Annotated in this window: 17 protein-coding genes; 8 read left to right on the forward strand and 9 right to left on the reverse strand. The window is 54.6% G+C overall.

The annotated features are described in order from the left end of the window. The first annotated feature begins 95 nt into the window (after positions 1-95). The 3 genes from parC to ftsP all read left to right on the forward strand — a co-directional run bounded on the left by parC (position 96) and on the right by ftsP (position 5082). Positions 96-2369: a DNA topoisomerase IV subunit A gene (gene parC, locus ACX9GT_RS03690; protein ID WP_473189864.1), complete on the forward strand. Its 2274-nt coding sequence runs from the start codon at positions 96-98 to the stop codon at positions 2367-2369. A 205-nt stretch (positions 2370-2574) separates the two neighbouring features. Further along, on the forward strand, positions 2575-3309 hold the full coding sequence (locus ACX9GT_RS03695; protein WP_473189865.1) for a 1-acylglycerol-3-phosphate O-acyltransferase: 735 nt from the start codon (positions 2575-2577) through the stop codon (positions 3307-3309). A 357-nt stretch (positions 3310-3666) separates the two neighbouring features. Next, positions 3667-5082 carry a cell division protein FtsP gene (ftsP, locus tag ACX9GT_RS03700; RefSeq protein WP_473189866.1) on the forward strand — a complete coding sequence of 472 codons (1416 nt, stop codon included), beginning with the start codon at positions 3667-3669 and terminating at the stop codon, positions 5080-5082. On the opposite strand, the gene ACX9GT_RS03705 is transcribed toward ftsP, so the two are convergent. Then, positions 5079-5981 carry a LysR family transcriptional regulator gene (locus ACX9GT_RS03705; protein ID WP_473191501.1) on the reverse strand — a complete coding sequence of 301 codons (903 nt, stop codon included), beginning with the start codon at positions 5979-5981 and terminating at the stop codon, positions 5079-5081. The genes ftsP and ACX9GT_RS03705 overlap by 4 nt on opposite strands. Before the next feature lie 141 nt (positions 5982-6122). Here ACX9GT_RS03705 and xapA point away from each other — a divergent pair, with 141 nt between their 5' ends. Then, positions 6123-6944: a xanthosine phosphorylase gene (xapA, locus tag ACX9GT_RS03710; protein ID WP_473189867.1), complete on the forward strand. Its 822-nt coding sequence runs from the start codon at positions 6123-6125 to the stop codon at positions 6942-6944. A gap of 83 nt (positions 6945-7027) precedes the next feature. Then, positions 7028-8287: a nucleoside permease gene (locus ACX9GT_RS03715; RefSeq protein ID WP_473189868.1), complete on the forward strand. Its 1260-nt coding sequence runs from the start codon at positions 7028-7030 to the stop codon at positions 8285-8287. Positions 8288-8324: 37 nt separating this feature from the next. Here ACX9GT_RS03715 and ACX9GT_RS03720 read toward each other — a convergent pair whose 3' ends face one another. From ACX9GT_RS03720 to ACX9GT_RS03730, 3 genes are read right to left on the reverse strand one after another with little or no spacing between them, the layout of a single operon-like run. Beyond that, complete coding sequence (locus ACX9GT_RS03720; protein ID WP_473189869.1) at positions 8325-9254, reverse strand: PfkB family carbohydrate kinase; 930 nt, start codon at positions 9252-9254, stop codon at positions 8325-8327. Then, complete coding sequence (locus tag ACX9GT_RS03725; protein WP_473189870.1) at positions 9251-10648, reverse strand: purine-cytosine permease family protein; 1398 nt, start codon at positions 10646-10648, stop codon at positions 9251-9253. The genes ACX9GT_RS03720 and ACX9GT_RS03725 overlap by 4 nt, the downstream gene beginning before the upstream one ends. A 6-nt stretch (positions 10649-10654) precedes the next feature. Then, positions 10655-11671, reverse strand: coding sequence for an ADP-ribosylglycohydrolase family protein (locus tag ACX9GT_RS03730; RefSeq protein WP_473189871.1), 1017 nt, complete (start codon positions 11669-11671; stop codon positions 10655-10657). A 215-nt stretch (positions 11672-11886) separates the two neighbouring features. Here ACX9GT_RS03730 and ACX9GT_RS03735 point away from each other — a divergent pair, with 215 nt between their 5' ends. After that, complete coding sequence (locus ACX9GT_RS03735; RefSeq protein ID WP_473189872.1) at positions 11887-12621, forward strand: GntR family transcriptional regulator; 735 nt, start codon at positions 11887-11889, stop codon at positions 12619-12621. An 88-nt stretch (positions 12622-12709) separates the two neighbouring features. Then, positions 12710-14878: a YgiQ family radical SAM protein gene (locus ACX9GT_RS03740; RefSeq protein ID WP_473189873.1), complete on the forward strand. Its 2169-nt coding sequence runs from the start codon at positions 12710-12712 to the stop codon at positions 14876-14878. Positions 14879-15728: 850 nt separating this feature from the next. On the opposite strand, the gene ACX9GT_RS03745 is transcribed toward ACX9GT_RS03740, so the two are convergent. Both ACX9GT_RS03745 and ACX9GT_RS03750 read right to left on the reverse strand, forming a co-directional pair. After that, complete coding sequence (locus ACX9GT_RS03745; RefSeq protein ID WP_473189874.1) at positions 15729-16529, reverse strand: hypothetical protein; 801 nt, start codon at positions 16527-16529, stop codon at positions 15729-15731. A 428-nt stretch (positions 16530-16957) separates the two neighbouring features. Next, positions 16958-17569, reverse strand: a complete 612-nt coding sequence (locus ACX9GT_RS03750) for a transglycosylase SLT domain-containing protein (RefSeq protein ID WP_473189875.1) — start codon at positions 17567-17569, stop codon at positions 16958-16960. Between the two features lie 199 nt (positions 17570-17768). Between ACX9GT_RS03750 and ACX9GT_RS03755 the strand changes: the two genes are divergently transcribed. Continuing rightward, positions 17769-18074 carry a HigA family addiction module antitoxin gene (locus ACX9GT_RS03755; protein ID WP_473189876.1) on the forward strand — a complete coding sequence of 102 codons (306 nt, stop codon included), beginning with the start codon at positions 17769-17771 and terminating at the stop codon, positions 18072-18074. A gap of 71 nt (positions 18075-18145) precedes the next feature. Here the strand turns inward: ACX9GT_RS03755 and dkgA are convergent, their stop codons facing one another. The 3 genes from dkgA to yqhD form a co-directional block, all read right to left on the reverse strand. Next, positions 18146-18961, reverse strand: coding sequence for a 2,5-didehydrogluconate reductase DkgA (gene dkgA, locus ACX9GT_RS03760; RefSeq protein ID WP_473189877.1), 816 nt, complete (start codon positions 18959-18961; stop codon positions 18146-18148). 78 nt (positions 18962-19039) lie between these two features. Continuing rightward, positions 19040-20074, reverse strand: coding sequence for an NADPH-dependent aldehyde reductase Ahr (ahr, locus tag ACX9GT_RS03765; RefSeq protein ID WP_473189878.1), 1035 nt, complete (start codon positions 20072-20074; stop codon positions 19040-19042). Positions 20075-20215: 141 nt separating this feature from the next. Further along, positions 20216-21379, reverse strand: a complete 1164-nt coding sequence (gene yqhD / locus ACX9GT_RS03770; RefSeq protein WP_473189879.1) for an alcohol dehydrogenase — start codon at positions 21377-21379, stop codon at positions 20216-20218. Positions 21380-21507: the final 128 nt, after the last annotated feature.

Here is a 21507-nt window from a genome sequence, read left to right on the forward strand (position 1 = left end):
GACAACCCATTAAATTGTGGGCGCTGTTGTTATGCACCATACACTGCGCCCCATTATCAGGGATAGCCAAACTACGGTCTGAGGATATTTGAGTAATGAGTGAACTGACTCATGACGGTGTTGAGCGTTTACCGCTGCACACATTCACTGAAAAAGCCTATCTGGACTATTCCATGTACGTCATCATGGATCGGGCGTTGCCGTATATTGGCGATGGTTTAAAGCCGGTACAGCGCCGTATCATCTATGCCATGTCGGAACTGGGGCTGAGCAACAACGCTAAATTCAAAAAATCGGCCCGTACCGTGGGCGATGTCTTGGGTAAATATCATCCGCACGGTGACAGTGCCTGCTATGAAGCGATGGTGCTGATGGCACAGCCGTTCTCTTACCGCTATCCGCTGGTGGACGGTCAGGGGAACTGGGGGGCACCGGACGATCCGAAATCTTTCGCCGCGATGCGTTACACCGAATCGCGCCTGTCGAAATATGCCGAAGTATTGCTGGGTGAACTGGGTCAGGGCACGGTCAATTGGGTGCCAAACTTCGATGGCACCATGCAGGAACCCAAGATGTTACCGGCGCGCTTGCCGAACATCCTGCTCAACGGCACGACGGGCATTGCCGTCGGCATGGCCACCGACATCCCACCGCACAACGTACGCGAAGTGGCGGCGGCTGTTATCGCGCTGATCGACAAACCAGATACCTCGCTTGAGGATCTGCTGGAGTTTGTGCAAGGGCCAGACTTCCCGACCGAAGCGGAAATCATCACCCCGCGCGACGAAATCCGCAAAATTTACCAGAATGGCCGTGGTTCGGTACGCATGCGCGCCATCTGGAAGAAAGAGGACGGTAGCGCGGTGATCACCGCACTGCCGCACCAGGTTTCCGGTGCCAAGGTGCTGGAGCAGATCGCCAGCCAGATGCGCGCCAAGAAGCTGCCAATGGTGGAAGATCTGCGTGATGAGTCGGATCACGAGAACCCAACCCGCCTGGTGATCGTGCCGCGTTCCAACCGTATCGATCTGGATCAGGTGATGAACCACCTGTTTGCCACTACCGATCTGGAACGCAGCTACCGCATCAACATGAACATGATTGGCCTGGATAACCGCCCGCAGGTCAAAGGGCTGCTTGAGATCCTCACTGAATGGCTGGTTTTCCGCCGCGATACGGTGCGCCGCCGCCTGAACTACCGCCTGGAAAAAGTGCTGAAACGCCTGCACATTCTGGAAGGTTTGCTGGTTGCGTTCCTCAATATCGATGAAGTGATCCACATCATCCGCAGTGAAGATGAACCGAAGCCGGTACTGATGCAGCGTTTTGGCATCTCTGATACTCAAGCCGAAGCGATCCTCGAGCTGAAACTGCGTCATTTGGCCAAGCTGGAAGAAGTGAAGATCCGTGGCGAGCAGGATGAGTTGGCGAAAGAGCGCGATCACCTGCAAGCGCTGCTGGCGTCCGAGCGCAAACTGAATACGCTGATTAAGAAAGAGATTCAGGCCGATGCACAGGCCTACGGCGACGATCGTCGTTCACCGCTGACCGAGCGTGAAGAAGCCAAGGCGATGAGCGAGCACGACTTTGTGCCTTCCGAGCCGGTGACCATTGTGCTGTCTGAAATGGGCTGGGTGCGCAGCGCCAAAGGCCATGATATCGATCCAACGGGGCTGAGCTACAAAGCCGGTGACAGCTTCCGTGCTGCCGCGCGTGGCAAGAGTAACCAGCCGGTGGTGTTTATCGATTCCACCGGGCGCAGCTATGCGCTTGATCCGCTGACGCTGCCTTCTGCGCGCGGGCAGGGCGAGCCCTTGACCGGTAAACTGACGCCGCCGCCGGGGGCGACGATCTCACAGGTCTTGATGGCGGCCGACGAGCAGAAACTGCTGATGGCTTCCGATGCCGGTTACGGCTTCGTTTGTACCTTCAACGATCTGGTGGCCCGCAACCGGGCGGGTAAAGTGATGATCACCCTGCCGGAGAACGCCAAGGCGCTGCCGCCGATGGAGATCCACGGTGCTGATGACATGCTGCTGTCGATTACCGCCGCAGGCCGTATGCTGATGTTCCCGGTGGCCGATCTGCCGCAGCTATCGAAGGGTAAGGGCAACAAGATTGTCTCAATAGCGTCGGCGCAGGCGGCTTCGGGTGAAGATAAGCTGATCTGGCTGTTCGTGCTGCCACCGCAGACTTCGATCACTCTACACGTAGGCAAACGCAAGCTGACGCTGCGGCCGGAAGATCTACAGAAATTCCGCGCTGAGCGTGGCCGTAAAGGCACCTTGCTGCCGCGCGGTCTGCAACGGATTGACCGGGTTGAACTGGATATGCCGGAGCGGGCGTTGCCGGGTGATAGCGAAGAGTAAGTGGGTATCAGGAGATCATTCGGGTGTAGCAGACTACGCCCGTTTTTTTACCTGTGTTCCCCCAAATAGTTGGAGTGATGGGGTAGATTCCAAATTGTGGGGTTTCGCTGCATAAATGTATTGTGCCGATCGTCTGCTGGCGGGAAAATAGCGAAAACAGCAGAGGCGTAAAGTGCTGCGCTAGCAGTGTGCTAATGAGGTAGTTATGTTGTTGATATTACGTGCGATTTTTGTCGCGATATATTGTATTTTGGTCTGTATTTTGGGTTCGATTTACTGTCTGTTCAGCCCGCGTAACCCTCGTCATGTGGCGACTTTTGGCCACCTGTTTGGCCGTTTGTCAGCGGTATTGGGTATCAAGGTCGCAGTGCGTAAGCCTGCCAGCGCGGCCAATAACGGCAAGTGTATTTATATTGCCAACCACCAGAATAACTACGACATGGTGACGGTTTCCAATATTGTGCAGCCGCGCACCGTGACGGTTGGCAAGAAAAGCCTGGCGTGGATCCCGTTTTTCGGCCCGCTCTATTGGCTGGCCGGTAATCTGCTGATCGATCGGAATAACCGTGCCAAAGCGCACGGCACTATTGCCCAGGTGGTTGAAGCGCTTGCAGAAAAAGACATTTCTGTCTGGATGTTCCCAGAGGGTACCCGCAGCCGTGGCCGTGGATTGTTGCCGTTCAAAACCGGTGCGTTCCATGCGGCCATTGCGGCAGGTGTGCCGGTTGTGCCGATCTGTGTTTCTACCACCAGCGGCAAGATCAACCTCAATCGCTGGAATAACGGTCATGCGATTGTGGAGATGCTGGAACCGGTCGATACGAGTGCTTACAGCAAAGAGCAGGTGCGTGAGTTGGCGGCCCATTGCCGTGAACTGATGAAGGCGAAAATTGAGCAGTTGGATGCAGAAGTGGCCCAACTGGACGCCACAAAAAAATAAAAGTATTCAGCAGGTTAGTGAAGATAATTTAAGGCTGGCCAGTTCCCTTGCTTCGGGGGAGAGAATTAGGGTGAAGGGAATATCACCGAGCTAAAGCCCCTCACCCCGGCCCTCTCCCAAAGGGAGAGGGGGCGTAATATTAGGCATTGCACCTATGTTCGGGTCAGCTGTAATGCTGGTCAGTTAAGACTAACCAGTTCCCTCTCCTTCGGAGAGAGGGTTAGGGTGAGGGGAATTCACTGAACTAAAGTCCCTAACCCCGGCCCACTCATAGGGCGCGCGATATTAGGCATTACACTTATGCCCCGGTCAACCGGGGCTTTTCATACGGTTTAGTTTGGTTTTCTTGGAGAGAATATGTCACTCAGTCGACGTCAGTTTATTCAGGCATCGGGCTTGGCGCTGTGCGCTGGAGCGGTGCCGCTGAGGGCTGAGGCGAGCGGAACGCAGACCCCGTTACCCATTCCCCCCCTGTTGGAATCCCGCCGTGGGCAGCCCCTGTTTTTAACGCTGCAACGCGCCCATTGGGCCTTTATGGACAACCGCAAAACGTCGGTGTGGGGCATTAACGGCACCTACCTAGGGCCAACGGTGCGGGTATACAACGGTGACGACGTCAAACTGATCTACAGTAACCGCCTGACTGAGCCGGTCTCGATGACCATCAGCGGGTTGCAGGTGCCGGGCACCCTGATGGGCGGCGCGGCGCGCATGATGTCGCCGAATATTGATTGGTCGCCAGTGATTCCAATCCGCCAGGCGGCAGCTACCTGCTGGTATCACGCCAACACCCCTAATCGGATGGCTCCGCACGTTTACAACGGCCTGGCTGGTTTATGGCTGGTCGAAGATGAGATCGGCAAAAATCTGCCCTTGCCAAACCACTATGGTGTGGATGATTTCCCACTGATCATTCAGGACAAGCGGTTAGATAACTTCGGTACGCCTGAATACAACCCGCCCACACACGGGGGTTTTGTGGGGGATACGCTGCTGGTGAACGGCGTGCAAAACCCCTATGTTGAAGTCTCTCGCGGCTGGGTGCGGCTGCGCTTGCTGAATGCTTCCAACTCACGGCGCTACCAGTTGCAGTTGAGCGATGGGCGGCCGATCAGCGTGATCGCCAGCGATCAGGGCTTCCTGCCTGTTCCAGTGTCGGTACAACAGCTTTCTTTGGCTCCGGGTGAGCGCCGCGAAGTGCTGATCGACATGTCGAAAGGTGATGATGTGACCATTACTGCCGGTGAAGCGGCAAGCATGATGGATCGTCTGCGTGGCCTGTTTGAACCTTCCAACCTGCTGGTTTCCACCCAGGTGCTGACCTTAAAACCCACCGGCCTGTTGCCGCTGGTTACTGATACGCTGCCGACGCGCTTGCTGCCGGAGCAACTGCTGGAGGGGAACGCAATCCGTTCGCGCGAGTTCACGTTGGGCGACAAGATGGCCGGAATTAACGGCGTGATCTGGGATATGAACCGTATTGATGTGCAAGCGCAGCAGGGCACCTGGGAGCGCTGGACGATCCATGCCGACACCCCGCAGGCGTTCCACATCCAGGGCGTGCAGTTCCTGGTGAAACGTGTCAACGGCGCTCAGCCGATGGCGGAAGATCGGGGCTGGAAGGATACCGTTTGGGTGGATGGCGATGTTGAACTGCTGGTGTATTTCAACCAGGTTTCCTCAGAGCATTTCCCGTTCCTGTACTACAGCCAAACGCTGGAAATGGCCGATCGCGGTTCTACCGGCCAGTTTGTGGTGCAAGCGGCACCTTAAACCCCCTGCGGCGTCCGCAGCATTTTCAGGAACGCCCGTACGACCGGTGTGGCACTTTCGGCATGATAGATCGCATACAGATCGGCCGAGGGTGCCGCCAGCAGCGGGCAAAAACGCACGCCGGGCCATGGGATTCGCCCATAGCTGTCCGGCAGCAGTGTGATGCCATATCCTTCTGCTACCAGCGCCATCAGCGTTTGCGGTTCATTGACCTGATGGGCAATCTCCGGCACAAAACCCTGTTGCAGGCACAGATTGTGCAGATATAACCCCAAACTGGCCTCGTGCGGCGGCAGCACGATAAATTTGTCATGCTGCAATGCTTGCAGCGGGATCGCCGCGCCGTCAGCCAACGGATGTGATACCGGCAGTACCACCGCCATCTTCTCCCGCGCCAACAGCTGGCACGCCAGGCCCGGCAGCGCCTGTTGCTTGGCTTCGCGCCACACGCCAATATCAATATGCCGCTTTTGTAGTGAAATAATCTGTTGGCTGGGGGTCTGTTCGTTCAGCACCCAGGTTACCTTGTCAGCCTGTGCGGTAAAACGCTTCAGCGCTGGGATCAGCCCACCCCACACCGACGTGCCCACCATGCCAATCACCATATGGCCCGCCTCACCACGCCCCAGTTGCTGCACCTGATTGAGTGCGTTGCCAGCCTGATCCAACAGCATTTCAACGTTATGAAACAGCGTGCGGCCTGCCAGCGTCAGCGCTATGGAGCGGGTGGTGCGTTTAAATAATTCTACGCCCAACTGGCTTTCCAGCTCTTTGATATGTTTGCTGAGCGGGGGTTGAGAGATATTCAGCCGCCGCGCTGCCTGTGTGAAATTCATCTCTTCCGCCACCACGCGGAAATAATGCAGCAGACGGAAATTAATCCGGCTTGGGTCGGGCATGGGCTGTTTCATCAGTAGTGCGCCTCCCGGCAGGTATTTATAGGTAAATGGAATAAATCTGCGGGCAATAATGTATTGGTCGCCGCCCTCAATCGCTCTCTACTATGGGGAATACTCCACCCTTCCACAGAAGAGAATACTATGTTTAATCAAGAAGATGCTTTTTCCTGTGCGGATATTTTGCGTACCCGGCTGCCCGGCTTTCAGCCGCGTGCTGCTTTGATTCTGGGATCCGGGCTGGGAGCGCTGGCCGAGGTGATGAAGGATACCGTAATCATCGACTATACCGAATTGCCGGGCTTCCCGGTAAGCAGCGTTGTTGGCCACGCCGGGCAACTGGTGGCCGGTTGGCTGGAAGGGGTGCCGGTGTTGTGCATGAAGGGGCGTGGGCATTTCTATGAAGGGCGGGGTATGCAGGTGATGACCACGGCAATACGCACCTTCAAACTGCTGGGCTGTGAGTTCCTGTTGGCGACCAACGCCGCCGGTTCGCTGCGCAAATCAGTTGCGCCGGGTAGCCTGGTGGCACTGACCGACCATATCAACTTTATGCCGGAATCCCCATTAGTGGGCAGCAACGACGAGCGCTTTGGCCCACGTTTCTTCAGCCTGGCCAATGCCTACGATCGTGACTTGCGTGCGCAGTTGGCGCAGGTGGCGGAAAAGGTTGGGATCCCGCTGGCCGAAGGGGTGTTTGCTGCCTATACCGGGCCGAATTTCGAAACCCCGGCAGAGATCCGCATGATGCAGACGCTGGGCTGCGACGTGGTCGGGATGTCGATCGTGCCGGAAGTGCTTTCTGCCCGCCATTGCAGCCTGAAGGTGCTGGTGGTGTCGGCGATGACTAACTACGCCGAAGGGCTATCGGATGCCCCACTTTCTCACGAACAGACGCTTAGCTGTGCCGCCATGGCGGCCGACGATTTTATGCGCCTGATCCGTGAGTTCTTCAAAACGCTGTAAATATTATTTCCGTCCGATACCCCGCGGCAAACCCTACTTTGCCGCGTAAATCATCGTTAAATCAGAATAACAAGGTGATGGTAATGGCAATAAAAACCAGATTGAAAGTGATGGTCTTCCTCCAGTTCTTTATCTGGGGCGCTTGGTTAGTGACCCTAGGTTCTTACATGATCAACACCCTGCATTTCAGCGGGGTGCAGGTGGGGATGGTTTACAGCTCGAAAGGCATTGCGGCGCTGATTATGCCGAGTTTGGCGGGGATTATTGCCGATCGCTGGATCAAGGCCAATTATCTCTACGGCCTGTGTCATTTACTTGGCGCGGTGGCGCTGTACTGTGCGGCGCAGGTCGAGCAGCCGATGGTGATGTTCTGGGTGATGCTGTTCAACGCCATGGTGTATATGCCCACGATTGCGCTGTCTAACGCCATTTCTTACTTCTGCCTGGAAAAGCACGGCTGCGATACGGTAAAAGATTTCCCGCCGGTGCGGGTTTACGGGACGGTGGGGTTTATTCTGGCGATGTGGCTGATCAGTTTTGGCAAAATTGAACTGAGCAATATGCAGCTGTACCTGGCTGCGGCGGTATCGCTGGTGTTAGCCGCTTATTCGCTGACGCTGCCCCATTGCCCGACCAACAACGTGAGGCGCTCGCAAAGCTGGGTCAGCCTGCTGGGGTTGGATGCCTTTGTGCTGTTCAAACAAAAGCGCATGGCGGTTTTCTTCCTGTTTGCCATGCTGCTGGGCGCGGCGTTGCAGATCACCAACACCTTCGGCAACCCATTCCTGCACGATTTCTCGCTCAACCCGCTGTATCAGGACAGTTTCAGCGTGCGTTATCCTTCCGTGCTGCTTTCTCTGTCGCAAATCTCTGAGGTGTTTTTCATCCTCACGATCCCGTTCTTCCTGCGTAAATACGGCATCAAACAGGTGATGCTGATCAGCATGGCGGCTTGGACGCTGCGCTTCCTGTTCCTAGCCTATGGCACCCCGGCCGGATTCGGTTTTGTGTTGCTGCTGATGTCGATGATCGTTTATGGCTGCGCGTTTGATTTCTTTAATATTTCCGGGGCGATCTTTGTTGAAAAAGAAGCCGACCACCGCATTCGTGCCAGCGCGCAAGGGCTGTTTATGAGCATGGTTAACGGTGCGGGTGCTTACGTTGGGGCGATCGCCAGCGGTGAAGTGGTGGACTTCTTTACTCAAGACGGCGTGAAAGATTGGCAAAGCATCTGGCTGGTGTTTGCGGCCTATACGCTGGTGCTGGGGGTGATCTTCGCGCTGACGTTCAATTATCAACACCGGCCGGAACAGGTGGTTGGAGAGATGCAGAAGGCACACTAAGCGGTGTCATGGCCCGAGATATCGGGCCATGAGCGTATCAGGCAGGAAAGCGCTGTTGTAGCTGTTGCCAGTCTGGTGCGCCTGCCGCTCCTCGGCTAGCGACCACGCAGGCGGCAACGCGGTTAGCGAGATCGACCGCCTGCGGCAGCGGCCAACCGGCAGAAAGCCCGGCCAGCAAACCGGCACAGTGGGCATCGCCCGCACCGATGGTATCGACCACCTCAACCGGATAGATCGGCACATGCTGCGGTGGCTGGTGGCCATCGCAAATCCAGGCCCCGTCACGATCCAACCGGCAGATCAACGTAATATTATGCGCGCTGGCAAAGCGCTGTGCGGCGCTGACTGCATCGCCCTCGCCACACAAGATCGCCACTTCGTCGCGGTTCAGGGTCAGCAAGGTATGGCTGTCGCTGAGCATGGCAAAGAACTCTGCACCCAACTGACCAACCCGTGGGCCGGGGTCGATCAACCGCTGCTGATCGAACGGCAGGCGCGTTAGCCAGTCACGCAATGCTTCGCCCGGTTCACCCACCAATTCGTAACCGTTGGCATACACCAAGGTTTCTGGATCTAAAGGCAGCGTGGACAACTGGGCTTTATTCCACTGTGCCTCACAGCCGGTGATGGTGATAAACGTGCGTTCACCGTTGGGTTCCACTAATGCCAGGCACCAGCCGTTATCCATCTGACCGTGGCGCAGCAGCACCGGCAGATCCAGCTCCTGCATTGCGCTTTCAATGGTAGCGCCCCAATCCCCGTTGCCGACCGGCATACCGTTGATCACCGGCACATTCAGGCGACGTAGCGCCCGCGCCACGTTAAAGGCACAGCCACCAATCTGCCGATCTTGTGGTACGGCTTCAATATCTTCACCGCTGCTGGGCAAGTGTGGCAGCGTGAGCACCAGATCACCCACTGCTCCCCCGACCACCAGAATCGGTTTTACGGCTAACAGCTCACTCATTGGCGCGCTCCGCACTTGGTCAGATACAAACCATAACCGATCAGGCTAACCAGGAAGGAAACGAACAACCCCAGGCTGGAGTCGGCAAACAGGCCTTTTGCCAATGGGCCATCGATAAAGCCGGTTTTGGTCACCATCAGCCCGCAAAAGGCACCGAGGAACCAGCAGAACAGCGGGACTTTACGCACGCCGCGATTCTGGCCGTTCAGACCATACAGCGCGTTGGCATCGTAGCCATGGTGGCGGCGCAGTTTGGTGTAATCGAGGATGAAAATCGCCGCCCAGGCTGCCAGAAAGACGCCGCAGAACACCAGGAACGAGATAAACGGCCCCAGGAAATCTTCAGAGACAAACAGCACGTAGATGGCAATGCCGAGCACCAGAACTGCATCGATAGACACTGCCAGCGACTGCTTCACCTTCACCCCCAGCGTTAACAGGTTCAGGCTGGCGGAGTAGAGGCTGAGCACGGCGATGGTGACAATCCCGGCGGTGGCGGCCAGCAGATAAGGGATGGCCATCCATGTCGGCAGCACTGAACCGATCAGCGCAATCGGGTTGGCAGAGCTGGCCAGATCCGGCAGTTGTACCGACAGCAGGATCCCGGTAAACATCAGCAGCATCAGCGGCAGGCAGGCACCCCCCACCACGGCGGCAAAAATGCTTTTATCGGAAGACTGCGGGCTTTGGTAGCGGCTGTAATCCGCCCCGGCGATGGCCCAACTGATACCAGTACCGGCGGCGATCACCGAAACCGCTGGCAGGAAGCCGGTCAGCCAACTGCCGGAAGGCAACGACAGCACTTTGCCCCATTCGGTGGTAAAGACGATATACAACACCACGATCAACGTCATGGTGCCGAAAATCCGGCTGAACCAGCTCTGCATCCAGACCACGGTATTCTGGCCGAGCAGGCTGACGACGATGGTCAGGCCGCCAAACAGCAGCAGGCTGATGGCGGTGAGGGAATGGCTGGCGCTGATGCCCGCCGCCTGGAACAGGGCGGCCAGCGTCAGCGTGCCGGTAATCACGTTGACCGCCTCCCAGCCCATCAGGTTGACCCAACTGAAGGTGGTAGGGGCAATATTGCCTTTCAGACCAAAAATCACCCGCGATAAGGTCAGGGTAGAGGTACGGCCGCGTTTGCCAGCGAAGCTGGTGTAACCCACCAGAATAAAGCTGGCGACGCCAACCAGAGCGGCCAGGATCGACTGAATGAACGACAGGCCAAAGGCAACGATAATCGCCCCATACACCACGCCAAGAATGCCGATGTTGGCGGCTGACCAGACCCAGAACAGTTCGATCGGTTTACCGGTCTGTTCCGCATCAGGTACGCGATCGATCCCGGTACTTTCTACTTTCCATGTCTCATTGCGGTTGATTTCACTCATCTATCACTATCCTTGGTTGCGCAGCCTGGTAAGAGCCGCTGCGTAAGGCTGAAAATCAATCTGATTGGCACGGTTAATGGTGTCAATCCATTCCGCTGGGAAGGCGTCAATTCCGTGCAGTGCGCCGCAAATTGCCGTTGCCATGGCACCTATGGTATCGGTATCGCCCCCCAGATTAGCGGCCAGCACCGCGCAACGTTGCGGATCGGTTCCGGCCAGTTCAACCAGCGCCAGCGTCATTGGAATGGACTCGATATTGTCCATCCCGGCACCGACCGTATGGTACAGTTCTGCCAGCGCTTCGGCATCCGGCAGCGCGCTGGCTTTAGTGGCACATTCCAGCGCCCAGACCAAGCGGCGGCTGAGCGATGGGCTGAAAGTGGTGATCTGCTGCTGTTGCACCTGTTCTACCCGTTCTGGCAGTTCTTGCTTGATGGTGGCCCAGTCTGCTCCTTCAATGGCTCGGCTAATCGCCCAGGCGACGGTAAAAGCCCCGGCCACGGCGATGTCCGACTTGTGGGTCGGGCTGCATGATAGCCGTACCGCATCGATAAACCGGGGCAGATCGGCGCTGGGCATCAGGCAGCCGATGGGAGCCACCCGCATCGCCGCGCCGTTGGTGACACCATTGGCGGGGATCTCCATCACCGGCTTACCGGCACGCACTGCCAGCAACGCGGCTTTGGAGCTTGGGCCAAGGATGTTTTTATCAAAGGCATTCACCCGTTCCGCCCACAACATGATGTGGTGGGCGATACGTTCCGGTTCAACGCGGCCATCGGCGGCTAACAGCGCATCCATCAACGCTACCGCCTGTTGGGTATCGTCGGTATATTCTCCGGCGGTAAATTCGTTTGCGGCGATATTCTCTTCTGGACCTGGCAGAAATTGAGTGATCCAACCAAAATAATGACGAACCTGCTGCAAGGGCCACAGTTCAGACGGCATCCCCATTGCATCACCTACGGCCTGCCCATAAAGCGCGCCGAGAATGGCCTGGTAGGTGTTATTTTTATTTATCATTTAATTATTTTTTTCCCTGGTGTTGGTGCGTATTGATATAGAACATCAATGCAGTGACATTATAGCCGAAATAAAGCCAATTACAGTCCAATTGGTGAAAACTGTGATACCAATCCAACTCCACTGTAAACCTAGGTCAGGGCCGTTATCTTGAATGTAGCAAATATGGTAAAAACGAGGTTGGAAGAGGAGTACAGAGAGCAGAGGCGGATCCAATGAGTGATTTTATTACCTGGCTGCGTCAACAGTTTTTGCAGGCTGCGGCGGCACCACGTTATATCCAGTTGGCCACAACGATTGAAACGGCGATTAAACAGCATGTGTTGGCCGTCGGGGATTTTCTGCCGCCGGAACGCCTGATTGCTGAATCTCTGGACGTGTCACGCGTGACCGTCAGCAATGCGATGAAGTTGCTGGATGAAAAAGCGCTGATCTCGCGCCAGCAAGGTATCGGCACGCGTGTGGCGATGCACATCGGTTACTCCCTTAATCAGGATCACGGTTTTACCGCGCAGGTGCTGCGCAATGGCGGCAGCGTCAGCAACCAGTGGCTGCTGCGTATCCGCATGGAGGCTCCCGCCGATGTGGCCAAAGCGCTGGAGGTGGCCAATCACAGCGAGGTGATCAAGCTGCGCCGCCTGCGATTGGTTGATGGTAACCCGGTTTCACTGGAAACCACCTATATCCCACCGCAATTTCTGCCCGACCCTGAAGTGCTGGAGCATTCGCTTTATGCGCTGTGGCAGTCGCGCGGCATTGTGCCTGAAGGGCGGCATTTTCGCTTGAAGGCCGTTGCCAGCACTGACGAGATCGCCGAACTGCTCAACGTACACAGCGGTATGCCGCTGTTGCGGATTGTGCAGACCAGCCGCAATGCTCAGGGGGAAGTGTTGGAGCTTAGCGAGACCCTGTGCCGCAGCGATGTGTATGAGTTTGAGGTCAATAGCTGATCAAACTGAGAAATAACCATGCTCTTTTGGCAACGAGTGCGTATAATCGCCGCCCGGCGATAAATTAACCTGCACAAGAGTACCCGCAATGAGCACCACCAGCCTGATCCAACCCGAACGTGAATTGTTCTCCTATAAGCCCTATTGGGCGGAATGTTTTGGCCCTGCGCCGTTTTTACCAATGTCGCGAGAAGAAATGGACCAACTGGGTTGGGACAGCTGCGATGTGATCATTATCAGTGGCGACGCTTATGTTGATCACCCAAGTTTTGGCATGGCGATCATTGGCCGCATGCTGGAAGCGCAGGGGTTCCGCGTTGGGATCATTGCCCAGCCGGACTGGAGCAATAAAGACGACTTTATGCGCCTGGGTAAACCGAACCTGTTCTACGGCATTACCGCCGGTAACATGGACTCGATGATCAACCGCTACACTGCCGATCGCAAACTGCGCCATGACGATGCTTATACGGCGGGTAACGAAGGGGGCAAACGCCCGGATCGTGCCACGCTGGTGTACAGCCAACGCTGTAAAGAAGCTTATAAAGATGTGCCGATCGTGTTGGGCGGTATCGAAGCCAGCCTGCGCCGTATTGCGCACTATGATTACTGGTCGGATACCGTGCGCCGCTCGGTGCTGGTGGATTCCAAAGCCGATATCCTGATTTACGGCAACGGCGAGCGCCCGTTGGTGGAATTGGCGCACCGTCTGGCGGCGGGCGAAAATATTCAGGATATCCATGATATCCGCAACACCGCCGTGATGCGCAAGCAGCCGCTGCCGGGCTGGAGCGGGGTGGATTCCACCCGCCTGGATAAACCGGGCCGCATTGAGCCGATCCCCAATCCTTACGGTGAAGATTTGCCCTGTGCCGACGGCAGCGTGCCGGAACCCGAAGCCAAAGCGGTTGTTGTGCGCGCCGCCAAGCCCAAGCCGTGGGAAAAGACCTACGTACTGCTGCCTTCCTTTGAGAAAGTGAAGGCGGACAAAGTGCTGTATGCCCACGCTTCGCGCATTCTGCACCACGAAACCAACCCAGGCTGTGCTCGCGCGCTGATGCAAAAGCATGGCGATCGCTATGTGTGGATCAACCCGCCGGCGATCCCGCTGACCACGCCGGAAATGGACAGCGTTTTTGCCCTGCCTTACCAGCGTATCCCGCACCCTTCGTATGGCGAAGCGCGGATTCCCGCCTATGACATGATCCGCTTCTCGGTGAACATCATGCGCGGCTGCTACGGCGGCTGTTCGTTCTGCTCGATCACCGAGCATGAAGGGCGCATCATTCAGAGCCGTTCCGAAGATTCGATCGTGCGCGAGATCGAAGAGATCCGCGACAAAGTGCCGGGCTTTACCGGGGTGATTTCCGATCTGGGCGGCCCTACCGCCAACATGTATATGCTGCGTTGCACCAACCCGCGTGCAGAGCAGACCTGCCGCCGCGCGTCGTGCGTGTATCCGGAAATCTGTACTTACATGGATACCAACCACGAGCCGACCATCAAGCTCTATCGCCGCGCTCGTGAGCTGACCGGTATCAAGAAGATCCTGATTGCTTCCGGCGTGCGTTACGATCTGGCAGTGGAAGATCCGCGCTATATCAAAGAACTGGCGACCCATCACGTGGGCGGCTACCTGAAGATTGCACCTGAACATACCGAAGAAGGGCCATTATCGAAGATGATGAAGCCGGGTATGGGCAGCTACGATCGTTTCAAACAACTGTTCGATCAGTATTCCAAGCAGGCGGGTAAAGAGCAGTATCTGATCCCTTACTTCATCTCTTCGCATCCGGGCACCCGCGATGAGGACATGGTGAATATGGCGCTGTGGCTGAAGAAAAACCGTTTCCGCCTCGATCAGGTGCAGAACTTCTATCCTTCGCCGATGGCGAATTCCACCACCATGTATTACAGCGGCAAAAACCCGTTGGGCAAGGTGGGTTATAAGAGTGAAGACGTGTATATCCCGCGTGGCGATCGCCAGCGCCGCCTGCATAAGGCGTTGCTGCGCTATCACGATGCGGCCAACTGGCCGTTGATCCGCAGCGCGCTGGAAGAAATGGGTCTGAAACACCTGATCGGTAGCCGCCGTGAATGCCTGGTGCCAGCGCCAAGCCTTGACGAGCAGCGCGAGGCCAGACGCTTGCAGCGCAATACGCGCCCGGCGCTGACCAAGCATACTGATATCACCCGCCAGCGCACGCCATCGAACAAACCAGCGGTGCGCAAACCAACGCGTAGCGGCAAGGCGTAAGATTAAGAGGGGGCTGGTGGCCTACAGCCCCTTTAGGTATCTCCATATCTCGGAGAACGATTTGCCGATTGTGTTGTGATCATAATTGCAGCGTATTTTAACCGACGTCTAATATCGACAGTTGAGTCGGGCGGTAGAGATATCCAAATCATGCAAACCATTTATCCCCTTTAGAGGATATTTCAGTAATTATCCTTTATTGCGGATATTCAAGAGAAGGGCTTGCTCTTTGGTTGAGATGAAGAACAATCCTGTTTCCTTTTTGTGTTGTCGGATGTTGGAGCCGATACACATATCAACAGCAGCAGCACTGCCCACACTTTTGGCCGGAGTGTTACCTGGGACCAGCCAGATTTGACTGTCAGTTCAGAGCGAGAAGCGGAAGTTGGCGTCTTAAACCACTTGCACAAATTTACCATCTTTAATTATTTCGGTGATTTCTAGCAAAGTTAACCAGCTCCTCGTTGATTAGTACACCCTGATATAAGTAACGTCTTCATTAGCAACGTGTAGGTATTCCCATAAAGAAGCGTTTTCCCTACGAACAGATCATCAGTATTCTACGCTAGGGCAAATCAAGGGTGGGGTGGGAACTCTTAGCGACCAAGCCACTTTCTACAACTAGCGCAGGAAGTTTGGGGTCAGAAGTGAAGCGGCTTAAGTTATATGAAGAGGAGAAAGCCCACCTCAGGAAGGTTCCTCGCTCAACATATGTTCTACAAAATTAACGCGATGTTGGTTTTGAACGAGGAGCTAGATTTCGAATATAACTCCTACAACTGATGAAGGAAATACATGGAACTGCAAAATGCTAATCAAATTTTGAAATATTCAAATATCTAAGTTCAATTCATTTGTTTAAAGAACTGACCGCTCTACCTAGAACACCATTTGGAGTGCCGCTATAGATATTTTCCACTACAAGTTTAGCAGATTGAGTTGCAAATAAATAAAGTATATGTAAAGAGTCTTTAATAAATTCACGATCTAATTTAATTATACTGCCTAAATTCGCGCTGGCATCGGTTTCGCGCAAATACTTCCTATCAATCTTACCGTTGTTATGTGCAATAATATTTCTTGCTGCAATTATCTTCTTTAGTTTGTTAAGTTCTGCCGTGCAATTATCCTTAAAGAAGGAACCAAATTCCAATTTTGCTTTATCTTTTTCAAATACATCCAAAGGATTCCCATAGAACACTCCTCGAATTTTCTCTTCAACTAATCTTTCTACCATTTCATCTTTGTTGGAACAGCTAAGCATTAATTTTAAAAGTTTTTGATAACCAGTATTGTTGCTGTCATCTTGAACTGATGTTAATTTATTTGGTAAGTCTAAATACACCAATTCGATCAAGTCAGACATGTAGTCTTCAAATATTAGAACAGCCTCAAGTAATGTCCGTCTAAAATTACCACGCCGTTCCAATGAACTTAATGCACCATAGGTATTATCTTTATCAAGTGTTTTAGTATTTTCATTTCTAAAGGTATCAATTGTTAAGGTCGGCAACCGATCGTGTTTTATTAAATCCTTAATTCGAGGTGTGTAAAACTCTATAATTAAAAAAGACTCCCATACGTCTTTTAGATCCTTCTGAAATCTCTTATATCTTACATGTAATTTCGGTAAGCTTTTTGATTTATCCATTGCCATTGCTCCATTTAACTCAATATGTTGATTCTGCTAGGGAAGTCGAACAGCATATCCTTTGTTGAAGTGAATCAATTCAATACGTCCGCTATGGCCCCGCGTAGCGGGGAGGACCTTAACCTACTACTCCAAGATAACTCAACACTCTCTCAGGATAAGTGTTCGTAAAAGTCATCTTAAGTTAATCACTTAAAAATTCAATGATGTAAATAAAATCTGTCTATTCTATGAACCTTGCTTGGATAAATCCATATCAGCTTCGTAGTTAGATAAGAGTATGACACGACTCGTTTGAGTAGGAGGAACTGCAAATGCATAGTATGTCCGTTCCTGGCACTTAGCCGCCTGCCAGATTTAGCAACGACTTATCCAATTTATGGATTTTCCCAGTAGTTCAAGCTTATCAAACTGTAGATATAGCTATGCTACAAACCCCCATACGCCGCTTCGACCTTGGCCATATAGCGCGGTGCCTGTGGTGAAGGATGGTGCTGGCGCACGTGCCAGTTAAAGGCTTCTGGGGAAAGGTTGTTGATCATGCTGACCGCTTTCTGACGATCGCTGGAGAAAGTACGCAGCAGGGCACCTGCGCCGTTGACGTAGGCCACTTCGGTGGCATAGCGCAATGTGACCGGATTATCGATGCCGCTGAGTTGGCGCTGTAACGAGGCCAGGTAGGCGGTGCCAAGATCGATATTGATTTGCGGATCCCGCAGCTCATCGTCATCCGGGCAACCGTTTTTGCCTTTGAAACGGTAAGCATCGTAGCCAGCGGTGCTGGCCTTGAGCTGCATCAGACCGATGGCGTTAGATTTGCTCACTGCGCCAGGGTTAAAGCTCGATTCCACCTGAATCATCGCGGTAATGAGTTTCTTGTCGACACCGTATTGCGCCGCAGCCTCTTCAATCACGCTTTGATAGGAGCGCGGCTCGTAATGATAGCTGCTGCTACGGGGTTTCTCGCCCGCACAGCCTGCCAGAAGCAGCACCAGGCTTGTCATAATCAGGCGAGACTGAGCTAAGAGGGTGAGTTTCATGGTGCTCCGTGCGGTTGTTTCAGTGGGGGCGTTGAGACAGCATGATAGCCTCAGTGTAGTGCAATAAAAACGATTAAACATGTTTTGCCTGTGATGCCAAACAGGCAGAAATTCAGAGGTACGGTAGAGTTACCAATACTCTTTTGGGGCAGCCTACGATGTTTACCTGGATCCACATAAATACTAATGGGGGGATAATATGGACACGATTACTGCCGAGCCTACTACTGTAGGTGAAATGTTGAACGAAGAGTTCCTGAAGCCATTAAATATTACCCAGCAACAATTAGCTGATGCGATGAAATTATCACGTAAGGTCATTGGGCAAATTGTCAACAATACACGCCGCCTCAGCGTAGAAGAGGCAAGCAAATTGGCAGCACTGTTTGAACTTGATCATGATTTCTGGATTAACCTACAGGCTGCACACGATCGTTGGGAAGCCCACAACCTGATCGCTACTCACCGCTACCCACCGATTAATACTCTCCTTGCAGCGGGTTGATGCAAATCTGCACTGAACTGAAAAGGGCCGATTCCCTATCGGCCCTTGCAGAGACATACCTCAGGTTGAAATTACATCGACTCGGGATCTGGCCCCAACCGGTTGCCGACGTCCAGCGTGGCGATCTCGCTCAGTTCGTCTTTATCCAGCTTGAAATCAAACACCTCAAAGTTTTCGCGGATACGCGCTGGTGTGACCGATTTCGGGATCACCACCAGGCCGCTATCCAAGTGCCAGCGCACCACGATCTGCGCCGGAGTCTTGCCGTATTTCTCGGCCAATTGTTTGATGATGGGCTGATCGAAAACGCCTTCACCGCCCTGCGCCAGCGGGCTCCAGGATTCTGTGACGATGTGGTGCGTGGCGTTCCAGGCGCGCAGTTGCCGCTGTTGCAGCATCGGGTGCAGTTCGATCTGGTTGATCACCGGTGCGGTGTTGGTTTCATCCAGCAGGCGTTGCAGGTGTGGCATGTGGAAGTTACATACCCCGATGCTTTTTGCCAGCCCTTGTTCACGCAGCTTGATCAGGCCGCGCCAGGCGTCGACATACTGATCCTGCGCTGGTTTTGGCCAGTGGATCAGATACAGATCGACATAGTCCAGCTTCAGCTTTTTCAAGCTGGTTTCCAAGGCTGCTTGTGGATCGCCCTGATCGTCGTTCCACAGTTTGGTGGTGATAAACAGCTCACTGCGCGGGATCGGGGTGGATTGCAGCGCGTCGCCAACCCCTTCCTCGTTTTTGTAGATCGCAGCGGTATCAATGGAGCGATAGCCGACTTCCAGCGCTTTGGTGACCGCATGGGTGGCTTCTGCAATACTTGCCTGCCAAACGCCGAGACCCAACTGCGGCATCAGATTACCATCGTGGAGTTTGATGATGGGTTGCATGCGTTGTCTCCTTAAATAACAACTGCCAAGACAAGGTTAATTTTAGCCGCCAATCTCTGTCATTACCGAGATTACCGACTAAGCGTGCATATCCAATACGATACGATAACGCGCCTTGCCCGCTTCCAGATGCGCCATCGCATCGTTGACTTTGCTGAGTGGAAAATGTTCCACCTGCGGCTCAATGCCATGCCGGGCGCAGAACGCCAGCATATCCGCCAACCGAGAAGGGGCACCGGTTGGGGAAGCAGAAAGCTCCGCCTGTTTGCTGATAAACGCGAACACCTGAACCGGGACCGGATCAGGCACGGCGCCGACGAAGTGCAGGCGGCCTTTGGGTGCCAGCGTGCCGAGGAACGCGTTCCAGTCCAGCGAAGCGCTGGCGGTGACCAGAATAAAATCGAGCTGGTTGGCAATGGCTTTCAACGCCGCGCTGTCATTACTGGCGACCACGCGATGCGCCCCCAGCGCCAGCGCTTCGTCACGTTTGCTGTTAGACGAGGTAAAGGCGGTGACTTCACAACCCCAGGCGTGCATAAAGCGGATCGCCATATGCCCCAAACCGCCGATACCCACCACGCCGACGCGCTGGGTCGGGCGTACATTGTACTGCAACAGCGGGTTGAAAACGGTGATCCCACCGCAGAATAGCGGCCCGGCGCTGGTGATATCGATCCCTTCAGGCAGTGGGATGGCCCAGGCCCAATGGCTGCGGATGCGATCGGCAAAGCCGCCGTGGCGGCCAATAATGGTCGGTTGCACCTTATGGCATAAATGCTGATCGCCAGACATGCAAGGATGGCAGTGCATACAGCTGCCGCGATTCCAGCCGACCCCCACCGCCTGGCCGACTTTCAGCCCTTTGTTCTGCGCGTGCGCACCGAGTTTGACCACTTTTCCAACCACTTCATGCCCTGGAACGAACGGATAGCGGGTGATGCCCCATTCGTTATTCAGCATTGATAAGTCGGAGTGGCAGACGCCGCAGTAGTCGATCGCCACCTCGATATCATCATCGCCTAACTCTCCGGCGTCGAAGCTGAAAGGCTCGAGGGGCTTTCCCTTGCCGGGCGCGGCCCAGGCATGGATGGTATTGTCGGATTGGTTCGCCATAATATTCTCCCATTGGTTAACGAGACGATGTCATGCGATACGATCGAAAGCGCAGTTGGAGCGCAAAACGGTGCCCGGTGATCGGCCGGGCACAGAGAAGAATCAGAAACTAAAGCCTAGCAGGAAACGGTGATGTTGCGCTTAACGTGCGGCCTGATAAATCCGCTGGCTGACTTCCAGCGTGATGTCCTGATGCTCACCCAGCGCGGTCATGCCGTGCTGATGCAGCTTGTCGATCAGCGCCGGGATCGAACGGCCATCGAGTTGATAATCAGACAGGCGGGTCGGCACGCCCATTTTTTCAAAGAATTCGCGGGTAGCGGCGATAGCGGCGTCAATGCGGCTGTCTTCAGCTCCGTCGCGCAGGTTCCAGACGCGCTCGGCGTATTGCAGCAGTTTGGCGCGTTTCTGCGCTTTCTTTTCCACCAGCAGCGCTGGCAGCACGATGGCCAGGGTTTGTGCGTGATCCAGGCCATGCATAGCGGTCAGTTCGTGGCCGAGCATATGGGTTGCCCAATCCTGTGGCACACCGGCACCAATCAGGCCATTGAGAGCCATGGTGGCGCTCCACATCACGTTGGCACGCACCGCGTAGTTTTCCGGCTCAGCTAATGCGCGCGGGCCATCTTCCAGCAGCGTCAGCAGCAGGCCTTCGGCGAAGCGATCCTGCACTTTGGCGTCGACCGGGTAAGTCAGGTACTGTTCAAGGGTATGCACAAACGCATCCACCACGCCGTTGGCGATCTGGCGTGGCGGCAGCGAATAGGTTACTACCGGATCCAGCACGGCAAACAGCGGTTGCACATGTGGTGAGAAGAAGTGCTGCTTATCGCCGCTGCTCTGGCGGGTAATCACCGCACCGCTGTTGGATTCAGAACCGGTGGCTGGCAGGGTCAGTACACAGCCCATTGGCACCGCGCTGGCCACATCGCTGCCTACGGTCTTCAGGATATGCCACGGATCTTGATCGGCAGTGTAGTGGGCTGCTGCGGCGATAAACTTGGTGCCATCAACCACTGAGCCGCCACCGACCGCCAGCAGGAAGTCGATATTTTCCACCCGGACGATCTCCACCGCTTTCATCAGCGTTTCATAGGTCGGGTTCGGTTCAATGCCGGAGAACTCCTGCACGTTGCGGCCTGCCAGTGCGGAATAAACCTGATCCAGCACGCCATTTTTCTTCACGCTGCCACCGCCGTAGGTGATCAGGATGCGGGCTTCTGCCGGGATCTGTTTAGCCAATTCGGCGATCTGGTCTTTACCAAACAGGATTTTGGTCGGAGTGTGGAGAATAAAGTTATGCATGATCGATTTCTCTCGGGGTTCAGGGAAGCGCCAAAGGCGCAAAAATAACTGGAGAGTATTGTTAGTAACTTAGCCCTGTTACACAATGCACATTCCTATCGATGTCTTGCCTATTTCTACTGGGTTCT

Source organism: Serratia sp. YWN4 (assembly GCF_055790845.1).

Coding starts and splice junctions, on each gene's coding strand:
- ACX9GT_RS03705 (WP_473191501.1), bottom strand. CDS start 5,981: ATGCCCGACCCAAGCCGGATTAATTTCCGTCTGCTGCATTATTTCCGC.
- dkgA (WP_473189877.1), bottom strand. CDS start 18,961: ATGCAACCCATCATCAAACTCCACGATGGTAATCTGATGCCGCAGTTG.
- ACX9GT_RS03740 (WP_473189873.1), top strand. CDS start 12,710: ATGAGCACCACCAGCCTGATCCAACCCGAACGTGAATTGTTCTCCTAT.
- ahr (WP_473189878.1), bottom strand. CDS start 20,074: ATGGCGAACCAATCCGACAATACCATCCATGCCTGGGCCGCGCCCGGC.
- ACX9GT_RS03755 (WP_473189876.1), top strand. CDS start 17,769: ATGGACACGATTACTGCCGAGCCTACTACTGTAGGTGAAATGTTGAAC.
- xapA (WP_473189867.1), top strand. CDS start 6,123: ATGTTTAATCAAGAAGATGCTTTTTCCTGTGCGGATATTTTGCGTACC.
- yqhD (WP_473189879.1), bottom strand. CDS start 21,379: ATGCATAACTTTATTCTCCACACTCCGACCAAAATCCTGTTTGGTAAA.
- ACX9GT_RS03735 (WP_473189872.1), top strand. CDS start 11,887: ATGAGTGATTTTATTACCTGGCTGCGTCAACAGTTTTTGCAGGCTGCG.
- ACX9GT_RS03720 (WP_473189869.1), bottom strand. CDS start 9,254: ATGAGTGAGCTGTTAGCCGTAAAACCGATTCTGGTGGTCGGGGGAGCA.
- ACX9GT_RS03750 (WP_473189875.1), bottom strand. CDS start 17,569: ATGAAACTCACCCTCTTAGCTCAGTCTCGCCTGATTATGACAAGCCTG.
- ACX9GT_RS03730 (WP_473189871.1), bottom strand. CDS start 11,671: ATGATAAATAAAAATAACACCTACCAGGCCATTCTCGGCGCGCTTTAT.
- ACX9GT_RS03745 (WP_473189874.1), bottom strand. CDS start 16,529: ATGGATAAATCAAAAAGCTTACCGAAATTACATGTAAGATATAAGAGA.
- ACX9GT_RS03715 (WP_473189868.1), top strand. CDS start 7,028: ATGGCAATAAAAACCAGATTGAAAGTGATGGTCTTCCTCCAGTTCTTT.
- parC (WP_473189864.1), top strand. CDS start 96: ATGAGTGAACTGACTCATGACGGTGTTGAGCGTTTACCGCTGCACACA.
- ACX9GT_RS03695 (WP_473189865.1), top strand. CDS start 2,575: ATGTTGTTGATATTACGTGCGATTTTTGTCGCGATATATTGTATTTTG.
- ACX9GT_RS03725 (WP_473189870.1), bottom strand. CDS start 10,648: ATGAGTGAAATCAACCGCAATGAGACATGGAAAGTAGAAAGTACCGGG.
- ftsP (WP_473189866.1), top strand. CDS start 3,667: ATGTCACTCAGTCGACGTCAGTTTATTCAGGCATCGGGCTTGGCGCTG.